We start from the raw sequence: 9,131 nt of genomic DNA, 5'->3' as shown, positions 1-9,131 counted from the left end.
CTCCCAGCCCAGCCCCAGACTCTTTTGCAACGCGACGTAGTCCTTGATCAGTTGCGCATCGCTTTGCACGCGATTCTGCTCAGCCGTATAGCGTGTGCGCTCCGCATCGATCCAGTCGAGCGCCGACGCCGTCCCCGCGCGATAGCGCTGCTCGGTCAGGGTCGCTGCGAGCGTGGCCGAACCTTCCACCGTACGCAAGCTGACGACGTTTTCGCGCTCGTGCCCATAGCGCGAGAGTGCAACATCGGCATCGCGCAAGGCGCCGAGCACCGTGCTTTCATACTTCGCCTGCGCTTCATCGAACGAGGCGCGCGCCTGATCGACCTTGGCTTTCGTACGGCCAAAATCGAACGCGTTCCATTGCAGATACGGTACGCCGAGCCACGTGAGATTGTCCTTGCGCACCAGATGGCCCGGATCGGCCGCGCTATAACTCAGGCTGCCGAACAGCGTGACCTTCGGGAACCAGTCCGCTTCGCGCTCGCCGATCTGCGCGCTTTGCGATGCGAGCCGCCGCTCGGCCGCACGCACATCGGGCCGCCGCCGCAGCAATTGCGCCGGATCGCCGACGGCAACCGTCTGCGGCAGCGCGGGCAGCGGCGCGGGCGAGATCAGCGTGGCGTCGAGCGCGCCCGGTTCGCGGCCCGTCAGCAACGCAAGCTGATCGAGCGATTCGGCGATCTGCGCGTCGAGGGGAATGAGCGCGTTGCGCGTGTTCTCGACCTGGGTGCGCACGCGTTCGACATCGACTTGCGAGGCCACGCCGCGCTCGCGCCGCTGCTCGGTCAGCGACAGCACATGCGCTTCGAGATCCGCTGACTTGCGCACGATATCGATACGCTGCTGCTGATCCCGCAACCCCACATACGCACTGCCGATTTCAGCGGCAAGCTGCACGTGCGCATCGGCGAGATCCGCTTCCGACGCATCGGCGTCCGCCGACGCTGCTTGGACCGCGCGGCGCGTACCGCCGAACAGCTCGACTTCCCAGCTTGCGGCGAAGCCCGCCAGATAGACGCCAAGCGGACCGCGCCCGCCCGACGAACTGCCGCCGCTCAGCGACGACAGGTCCGGCTCGCGCATGCGCAGATACGCCGCGCTCGCGCCGACCTTCGGCAACTCGTTGGCCTGCTGCTGCGAGAGGCCCGCGCGTGCTTCGCGCACACGCGCACGCGCCGCGCGCAGGTCCGGGCTGTTGTCGATGCCTGCCTGGATCAGCGCCGTCAGTTGCGGATCGTTGAGCGCGACCCACCACGCGGCGACACCCGGCTCGGTTTCGACGGCGCCTTGCGGCGCGCGCTTGAAGCTCGTCGATTGAATCGTGGAAGTCGGGCCTTTGTAGTCGGGTCCGACCGTGCAGCCTGCAAGCAACACGGTCAGCGCAAGCGCGAAGGTAGAAAACGCCGACACGGAGTGCGAAGCACGGCGCGCGGCTATCACGCCGCTTCGAGCGGCAAAATCAGTTGGCTTCATCACAGGTTCAATGTCCGGCCGACGGTGTACCCGGTGCCGGCTTCTTGAGAAGAAAAGCGAGTGGAATACACAGCAGCAGCGCGATGGCGAGCACGTAGAACGTTTCCGAAAACGTGATCACGCTCGCCTGCAACTGCATCTGCGCCGCGAGCTGACCGAGCGCCTGCATCTTTGCATAGGCCATATCGCCGTGTTGCGCAAAAAATCCCGTTGCTGTCTGCGCGACGTGCTCCTGACCAATCAGCGAATTGGCCGTGACCGACTCGCGGATCATGTCTTCATGAAAGGTATTGCGCCTGTCGATGAAGGTGCCGAGCAGCGCAAGACCCACCGATCCACCGAGGTTGCGCGCCATGTTGTAGAGACCCGCGGCATCGCCCGCCTGTTCGCGCGGCACGGCGGCCATCGATGCCTGATTCAGCGGCATCATCGCGAGCACCTGGCCGACGCCGCGCAACAGTTGCGACCACGTGAAGTCGTTGCCTGCACTCTGCGCCGTCAGCGAAATGTCGAGCAGGCAGCTGCCCGCGAAGCACGCGAGACCGCCCATCACCAGCAGACGCGTATCGACGCGACCCATCAGACGCGGCAGCACGGGCATCATCAGGAACGCAGGCAAGCCCGACATCAGCATCACCGCGCCCGACTGCTGCGCGTTGTAGCCCGCCACGCCCGACAGAAATTGCGGCAGCAGATACGACACGCAGTACAGCCCCGCGCCCACCGTGAAGACGATGAAGATCACGCTTGCATAGCGCGCGTTGGTGAGCAGCTTGAGCCTCACAATAGGATGCTTCGACACGAACTGTGCCGCGAGCAGCAGCGCAATGCCGGCAACGGCGAGCACACTGAGCCACACGATCATCGACGATTCGAACCAGCGCTCGCGCTGCCCTTCTTCGAGCACCACGGTCAGCGAACTCAGGCCCGCCGCCAGCCCGACAATGCCGAGCCAGTCCGCGCGCACGAACTGCTGCCAGTTGGTTTTCGCGGTATCGAGACCCGCGATCAGCAGCACGACCAGCGCGACGCCCACGGGCAGATTCAGAAAGAAACACCAGCTCCAGTCGATGTTCTCCGCCAGCCAGCCGCCCACCACAGGCCCGAGCAGCGGCCCGAGCAGCACGATCAGACCGAACGCCGTCATGCCGATGGGCATCTGATGACGCGGCAGCCGTGTCGCGACGATGGTCTGCGCAGTCGGGATCATCGCGCCGCCCGCAAAACCCTGGCCGATGCGCCCGACGATCATCTGCGGCAAGCTGTGCGACATGCCGCACATGATCGAAAACAGCGTGAAGAGCGTTGCGTTGCCGAGCAGAAAATTGCGCAGCCCGAACACGCGCGTGAGCCACGCGGCGAGCGGAATCATCACGATCTCGGACATCAGATAGCCCGTCGAGATCCACGTGCCTTCCGTGCCCGTCGCGCCGATCTGCCCTTGAATCTGCGGCAGCGCGGAGTTCGTGATCGAAATGTCGAGCGTTGCCATCAGCGCGCCGAGCGCGCCCGCGGCAACGGCGATCCAGTCGGCGGCGGTCGCGTTCGCGGGCTTCGCGTTCGCCGCTGCAGTGGCGGCCGATGCTGCAGCGTGCTCAGCCACGGCCATCCTCGCGTTCGATGCGCGCTTCGTTGTCGCGCGCGCTGCGCGTGTCGACATCGACGTTCACCGACATGCCCGGCAGCAGCACCTTGCGCGTTTCAGGCCCGACGTCGAGCTTGATGCGCACGGGCACGCGCTGCACGATCTTCGTGAAGTTGCCCGTTGCGTTCTGCGCGGGCAGCAGCGCGAACTGCGAACCCGTGCCCGGCGAGAAGCTGTCGATCGTGCCGTGCAGCTTCGCACCCGACAGCGCATCGACACGCAGCGTCACAGGCTGACCCATGCGCATCATGCCGATCTGCGTTTCCTTGAAGTTGGCGACGAGATACACGTCCTGCACGGGCACGATCGTCATGAAGCGCGTGCCGGGCTGCGCATACTGACCGACGCGCACACTGCGATCGCCGACACGGCCATCGATGGGACTCTTGAGCACCGTGTCCTGCGTATCGAGTTGCGCCTGGCGCGCGCTCGCTTCGGCGGCGCCCAGTTGCGCGCGCGCCTGTTCGATCGAAGCCTGTGTGGTCGCAATCTGGCGCTCGGCGCTTTGCAGCGCGGCGGCATCGGCGGCGCGCGTGGCGCTCGCCTGGCGCTGCGCGTTGCGCAGATCGGCGACACGCTCGTCCGTTTCCGCGCCGGTCGCGGCGAGCGGCTCATAGCGCTTGACCTGCGCGGCCGCGTGCGCCTCGTTCGCGCTCGCGCCGTCGAGTTGCGCGCGCGCCTGCGCGATGGCCGCCTGCTGCTGCGCGAGCTCCGCCTCGCCGCGCAGGATGTCGGCACGACGCGCCGCGATGGTGGCGTTGGCCTGCTCGAGCACGGCATCGTACTGACGGCTGTCGAGCCTGACCAGCGGATCGCCGCGCCTGACGGCCTGGTTGTCGCCCACCAGCACGCTTGCCACATAGCCCGACACCTTCGGCGCGACGGTCATGCCGTCGGCTTGCAGATAGGCGTCGTCCGTACTTTCGATGAAGCGCCCCACTGTCCACCAGTGCACGCCCCATGCAATCGCGCCGAGCACGGCAACGCCACCGATGACAAGAAATACGCCCTTCTTTCTGGACCGCTGCGCACCTGCGGCGCGCCCCTGTTCCTCGACGGGCAATGTGGCTGACATGTTGACCTCAGATAAATTTATACCGATCGTTATAATTATTCCAGTTGGTACAATTTAGTCAACAGTATTGTTTTTACGATCCTTACCTTTTACCTTTCCGCTTATCTCTTACTCACCCTCAGACGACGTGACGACACGCACCCCGAGACACCGCCCCGCAGCGGAAGGCGGCTATCAGCGCGGCGAAGAGACCCGCGCGAAAATCATCGAGTCAGCGCTGAGCCTGTTCGGCGAGCGCGGCTTCGAAGGCGCGTCGACGCGCGAGATCGCCGAGCATGCCGGCGTCAACGCACCCGCGCTGGTGTATTACTTCGACAACAAGGAAGGCGTCTATCAGGCCTGCGTCGAATACATCATGGCGAACGTGTCCGACTACTTCGCCGATGCCGTCGATGCCGCGCAAGCCGTGCTCGACGCGAACCCATCCGACGAGCAGTTGATCGGCGCGTTCCGCACGATCCAGGCGCGCGTCGCCAGTTATCTGTTCACGACGGAAACGCCCGCCACCTGGCGGCTGTTCATGGCGCGCGAGCAGGCGGGCCTCGGTCCCGCGTTCGCTGCCGAACGTCTGAACGAGCGCATGCGCAAGCCGCTGCTGAGCGTGAGTTCGGAGATCGTCGGACGCCTGCTGGGCCGTCCCGCCGACGATCCCGAAACCGTCATCCGGCTGCTCGCCATCAATGGACAACTCGTGTCGTTCCATCTCACGCGCTGCACGGCCTTGGCAGCGCTGCAGTGGAAATCGATCGACGGCGAGCGGTTGAAGCAGTTGTGCACCATCATCGACGAACAGAGCGTGGTCCTGCTGCGCGCGATGATCGAATGGCGTGAGGCGAACAGCAAGCCGCGCAAGAAGAAGTGAAGCAGCGCTGCCGGCGTGCGGATACCTTAACGTCCCTTACAAAGACAGACAGAACGTGACGGACGTCTGCACACGCGACTGATGCGCGGTGCCATGTGTGACGCGGGTTTGCGCGGCCTGGCAACAACGCTGACGCATGCAGATTGCTGTTGATTCTGTAACGAAGCTGTCAAGCGCGAATGGATTTCGATGGGTAAGGTGCGGCTTCGCACCGCGCCGCAAGCTCGCAGCGGCGCGGCGAACTGCATAACTCATTGAAGGAGCAATCCATGCGCAAGCTCGCGATTCTGGCCGTCATGGCCGCACTCACTGCCACGTTGTCAGGATGCTGGTGGGGACCCGGACCCGGCTGGGGCGGCGGCCCGGGATACGGCGGCGGTCCCGGCGGCCATGGTGGCGGACCCGGCGGGCCGGGCGGCGATGGTCCGCACGGCGCGCTCGTCGTGCCGCATGCAGCGGCGCAAGCCTGATCGTCGCCTGATGCGCGTCGCACGGCCAATCAGGCCGCTGCGCCGCGCGGCGTTCAACTCTGCGTGGACGTCTCGCGCGGCGCAGCGGGCAGCGTCATCCCGCCTTCCGCCGCGCTCCATTGCGCGATCCAGTCTGGCAATGCAGGCGAAGCCTGCGTGACATCCGCCAGCCCGAGCAGATCACTGGTCGGCACCGTGCCGCCGCTGCGCTTCAGAAAGCGCGCACGCACCACGCCGAGCGCAACCTGCACGCCATCGCGGATAAAACCCTGTTCGATGAACACATGCCTGTCGTCCCAACCGACCACGCGCGTCGCGACGTCATAGCGGTCCCACAACTCCAGCGAACGATGAAAGCGCATCGTCTCCAGCGTGACGACGGGATACCAGCCGCGCTTCTTGATCTGCGGCCACATGCGCGAGCGCACCATCAGATCGATCCGCGCCAGATCGAGAATGGTGAAATAGCGGCCGTTCGTCATATGACGCAGCACGTCGAGATCGTTGGGCAACACGCGGAACGGCGTGATGCAGGTATCGAGCACATGCAGTTGCCCGCGACGCGGACTGAGCATGAGCGTGAGAAACAGGCGTAACAGCAGATTCATGACAAGGCTCGCCTGAACGGCGCCGACGATGCGAAAGCACGCATGTTAATCGACAGCATCGTGTAGGGAAGCCCGCTTTTATAGAGCTTCTCTTCGCATCGGGCTGCATCGGGGTACATCAGGCCGCTGCCGTTGCCTTGCCCGTTGCCAGATGCTCCGTATGCATGTCGCTCAGACGGCACAGCAGAATGCCATAGCCCGTGAGGTGTCCGAGATAGACGCTCGTGAACACGCCGGGCGCAGGCAGCGTATCGACGATCGCGCTCAAGGTCTCCATCTGCAGCGGCTTCTCCGTAAGCGCCGCGCGCTCGACGCGCAGATCGGCTACCTGCGCGAGCTTGCTGTGCGCTTCGACGAGCTTGGCGAGGCCGGCAAGGAATGCTTCACGCCAGTGCAGATCGAGTGCCGCAAACTGCTCGTGGAAGGTATCGGCGGTTTCGAGGAAGTTGACGAGCGAATCGAACAGTTCGTGATAGCACCAGAAAAGCGGCAGCCGGTCGCGATTGCGATGCAGATGCGGCGACACCCATGCCTGCTGCAAATCTGCCTTGAGCAGGCCGTGCGCGTCCTTCAGGTTGGTGCTCGATGTTCGCAGCTTGCCGATGTCCGCTTTCAGCTGTGCGGCGTCATGCTGGCCGGACGCGAGTCGGCCCAGGGTCTGCAACCCCTGCTCGTTGCCGTCGTTGACGAGAATGTTGGCCCAGAAGCCGTGATCGGGCGGAAACGCGAGTTGCTGCAGGATGAAGCCGAGCAGCATGCCCAGCACCACGCCGATCAGCCGCTGTTCGAGCAGCGGCAGATGCTCGCCCGTGTAGAGCACGAGTGTCATCGGAATGGTGATGCTCGTCATCTGGAACAGCGAGGGTCTCAGGCTCATGATCGCGAAGATCACGAGCGGCAGCAGCAGCGTGCCGAGCCATAGATGCGGCGCCGTCACCCAGATCACCAGCGTGGCGATCGGCATGGCGACCACGTTCGACATCACGCGCCGGTAGAAGTAGCCGCGCGCGGCGGAGATCGAACTGCCGAGCGCGAGGGTCAGCATGGTCGAACTGGCGAGCGCGACGGCGGCTTCGGGATAACCGAGGTTGTAGGGAATCGAAAAGCCGATCCACAGTCCGAGCGTGAGCTTGACGTATTTGGCCGTTTCGGTGAGCGAGAAGCGTGCGAGTGCACGGCGAAACGGCGTCAGCGGCTGATGGGCGTACGAAGCGGTCGACATGGCTGCTCCTGCAGACGGGAAAACACGCGATGTGCGGCATCGGCATGACTGGTTCGAATTGTACCGGCCTGGGTTTGAACAGCACGCGGACGGGTGCCATTTTTGACCCGCTTCATTTCCTCGCGCGCGACAGGCATAGTGAGAGGTTTCCAGCCTCGACACCGCCAGCCAACACAATGAGCGAGACATCCCCGGTCGCCGCCCCCGTCATCCGTGATGCCACCGACACCGATTTCCGCGAGATTCAGGCGATCTACGCGCATCACGTGCTGACAGGCGTTGCTTCGTTCGAAGAAACACCGCCGTCGGTCGAAGACTTGCAGCAGCGCCGCGCCGCTGTTCTCTCGCACGGCTTGCCTTATATCGTGGCAACGGTCGATGGCAAGGTTGCCGGATATGCGTATGCAACGCTGTATCGTCCGCGTGTCGCGTATCGCCACACCATCGAAGATTCCATCTATATCGACGAAGCGTGCCGTGGCCGCGGCGTCGGACGTGCGCTGCTCGCCGCGCTGATCGCGCGATGCGAACAGGGACCGTGGCGGCAGATGATTGCCGTGATCGCGGACGGCGGGCGCGGCGGCTCTCTGTCGCTGCATCGCGATGCGGGCTTTGAACTGGTGGGCACGTTGAAGGCAGTCGGCTTCAAGCAGGGACGCTGGCTCGATTCGACGCTGATGCAGCGCGCGCTCGGTGCGGGCAGCGACACCTTGCCTGCGGACGCTCACGCGCACGCCAACGACGACTAAAAGAACGCCGCCGGGCATGCGACGCAGCGGGCCGCGCTAGAATCACCGCATGCCCAGATCACCAAAACCCGCGCCCACAGGCGACACACTGCCTGCCGTAGAGCGCAACGAATACACCGTCGACGAACTCGCGCGCGTCACCGACTCGACCGTGCGCAACATTCGCGCGTACCAGGACCGCGGCCTGCTGGCGCCGCCGGAGAAACGCGGCCGTGTCGGCGTGTATGACGACACGCACGCGTCGCGGCTCAAGCTCATCAATCATCTGCTGGCGCGGGGCTATACGCTCGCGAATATCCAGGATCTCATCAAGGCCATCGACGAAGGTCACGATCTGCGCTCGATTCTTGGTTTGGAGAATGCGATCGGCAGTCGCTGGTCGCATGAGCGGCCCCGGCAGTATTCGCTGGTCGAGCTTGCGCGCATGTTCGGCGTCAAGGGCACGCCTGCTGCACTGACCAGGACCGTGTCGAAGGCGATCGAACTCGGCTTGCTCGAACGCGATGGTTTGTCTTTCGTTGCGCGTAGTCCGGCAACACTCAATGCTGGCGCGACGATGGCGCAAGCGGGCATTCCTCTCGCCGACCTGCTCGATGCCGTGAGCGTATCGCGGCCGCATTTCAATGCGATTGCGAAGGTGCTGGTCGATCTCGTTGTGCGGCAACTCGATCGTTACGAAGCTGATGCGTTGCCGCCGCCGGCCGATGTGCCTGCTCTTGTTGATGCGATCTGGCGCGTGCGGCCGCTTGGGATGGTGCTGGTTGAGAGTGAGATGAATCGCGCGCTGGAAGAGGCTTCCGGGGATTATCTTGGGGATCGCGTCGCGGCGATTATGGAGAGTTCGCGGCCCGTGCGGGCTGGTAAGAAGAAGGAGCGGTGAGGTTTTGGTTTTTGTTTTTGCTTTTGCTTTTGCTTTTGTTGGCATCCGCGATTTCTTACTGGTACTTCGGGCGGCGCCCCTGTGCGGGGCAGCACCTACTTTTCTTTGCCGCGGCAAAGAAAAGTAGGCAAAAGAAAGCCGCTGAAC

At 64.1% G+C, this 9,131-nt stretch carries 9 protein-coding genes; 4 read left to right on the top strand and 5 right to left on the bottom strand.

The annotated features are described in order from the left end of the window. From DK391_RS43095 to DK391_RS43085, 3 genes are all read right to left on the bottom strand, one after another. On the bottom strand, nucleotides 1–1,473 hold a 1,473-nt coding region (locus DK391_RS43095), incomplete at its 3' end, for an efflux transporter outer membrane subunit (protein WP_239483115.1). 7 nt (nucleotides 1,474–1,480) lie between these two features. Further along, nucleotides 1,481–3,082, bottom strand: coding sequence for an MDR family MFS transporter (locus DK391_RS43090; protein WP_109484114.1), 1,602 nt, complete (start codon nucleotides 3,080–3,082; stop codon nucleotides 1,481–1,483). Continuing rightward, nucleotides 3,069–4,193 carry an HlyD family secretion protein gene (locus DK391_RS43085; protein WP_109484113.1) on the bottom strand — a complete coding sequence of 375 codons (1,125 nt, stop codon included), beginning with the start codon at nucleotides 4,191–4,193 and terminating at the stop codon, nucleotides 3,069–3,071. Before DK391_RS43085 ends, DK391_RS43090 begins: the two co-directional genes overlap by 14 nt. A 127-nt stretch (nucleotides 4,194–4,320) precedes the next feature. Here DK391_RS43085 and DK391_RS43080 point away from each other — a divergent pair, with 127 nt between their 5' ends. Together DK391_RS43080 and DK391_RS43075 are read left to right on the top strand one after the other, a co-directional pair. Then, nucleotides 4,321–5,055: a DUF1956 domain-containing protein gene (locus DK391_RS43080; protein WP_109484112.1), complete on the top strand. Its 735-nt coding sequence runs from the start codon at nucleotides 4,321–4,323 to the stop codon at nucleotides 5,053–5,055. A gap of 254 nt (nucleotides 5,056–5,309) precedes the next feature. Continuing rightward, nucleotides 5,310–5,525, top strand: coding sequence for a hypothetical protein (locus DK391_RS43075; protein ID WP_239483114.1), 216 nt, complete (start codon nucleotides 5,310–5,312; stop codon nucleotides 5,523–5,525). A 53-nt stretch (nucleotides 5,526–5,578) separates the two neighbouring features. On the opposite strand, the gene DK391_RS43070 is transcribed toward DK391_RS43075, so the two are convergent. Continuing rightward, nucleotides 5,579–6,133 carry a thioesterase family protein gene (locus DK391_RS43070; RefSeq protein WP_109484110.1) on the bottom strand — a complete coding sequence of 185 codons (555 nt, stop codon included), beginning with the start codon at nucleotides 6,131–6,133 and terminating at the stop codon, nucleotides 5,579–5,581. Nucleotides 6,134–6,251: 118 nt separating this feature from the next. Next, a complete protein-coding gene (locus tag DK391_RS43065; protein WP_109484109.1) occupies nucleotides 6,252–7,355 on the bottom strand; it encodes an aromatic acid exporter family protein in 1,104 nt (367 codons plus the stop codon). Nucleotides 7,356–7,531: 176 nt separating this feature from the next. Here DK391_RS43065 and DK391_RS43060 point away from each other — a divergent pair, with 176 nt between their 5' ends. Together DK391_RS43060 and DK391_RS43055 are read left to right on the top strand one after the other, a co-directional pair. Continuing rightward, nucleotides 7,532–8,104 (top strand): GNAT family N-acetyltransferase, encoded by a 573-nt coding sequence (locus DK391_RS43060; RefSeq protein ID WP_109484108.1) that lies wholly within the window; start codon nucleotides 7,532–7,534, stop codon nucleotides 8,102–8,104. Between the two features lie 49 nt (nucleotides 8,105–8,153). Beyond that, nucleotides 8,154–8,984 carry a MerR family transcriptional regulator gene (locus tag DK391_RS43055; RefSeq protein WP_109484107.1) on the top strand — a complete coding sequence of 277 codons (831 nt, stop codon included), beginning with the start codon at nucleotides 8,154–8,156 and terminating at the stop codon, nucleotides 8,982–8,984. Nucleotides 8,985–9,131 lie beyond the last annotated feature (147 nt).

This window comes from Paraburkholderia sp. C35 (assembly GCF_003121405.1).
Taxonomy (GTDB): Bacteria; Pseudomonadota; Gammaproteobacteria; order Burkholderiales; family Burkholderiaceae; genus Paraburkholderia.
This window is presented reverse-complemented; position numbering and strand designations above follow the sequence as displayed.